The organism is Duganella qianjiadongensis (genome assembly GCF_009857915.1).
Taxonomy (GTDB): domain Bacteria; phylum Pseudomonadota; class Gammaproteobacteria; order Burkholderiales; family Burkholderiaceae_D; genus Rugamonas; species Rugamonas qianjiadongensis.
Map to the genome: position 1 here is coordinate 1 of NZ_WWCM01000067.1, position 656 is coordinate 656.

Consider the following 656-nt stretch of genomic DNA (forward strand, 5'->3'; position numbering starts at 1 on the left):
AGATGGCGAGCCAGGTGTGAAAGCGATCTGGAAGGGGCTGACCAAGATACGACTCGTCGCTGAAGCGCTACGAGAAATGAACTCGGCCTACGACTGAAGCCGAGTTGTGTATAAAGGCATGGCTTAAACCGGGTCGGCATCACTAGCTGGCATTGCACGCAAATACCTAGTTAGTTTGACCGGAATACGCACTAGGCCACTCCCACGTCCTCGAAGAATAGAGGGAGCGTCACCGTTGGCCCGCATCGCCATGCGGGCCAAGCGCCAAAACGACTGGCCTACTCAGACCATCCTAGCTCGTCAACCGGCGCGTTGCGCAGAAAAACTATCAACGGCCCGACTCCGTACAAAGTTTGCTAGAAGCCACTACCACGCAACCAAATCCACATTTACGACTTTATTGCGCAATTTACGACTTTAATTGGCAATTTACGACTTTAATTGGCAAGAATAATACCATTAGTACCATAATGGAAAGTTAATTGATCCATTTCCTGAGGTGGCAGAGAATTTTCTATGCCCCGCTGGATCCATGCCCTTATACACAAGTCCAGCCGGAGCCTCGCCCGAGCTGAAACCGGCTTAGCTGGCCAATTTTCGCATCTGCCCTTGTAAACTGCCGACTTTTCGCGTTTACTCTCGTCTTTTGGGTGACG

General features: G+C 50.9%; 1 protein-coding gene. It reads right to left on the reverse strand.

All coding sequences use genetic code 11. The annotated features are described in order from the left end of the window. Positions 1 to 437: 437 nt before the first annotated feature. Positions 438 to 656: hypothetical protein (locus GTP27_RS23975; RefSeq protein ID WP_229634312.1), on the reverse strand; the 219-nt coding region annotated here is incomplete at its 5' end.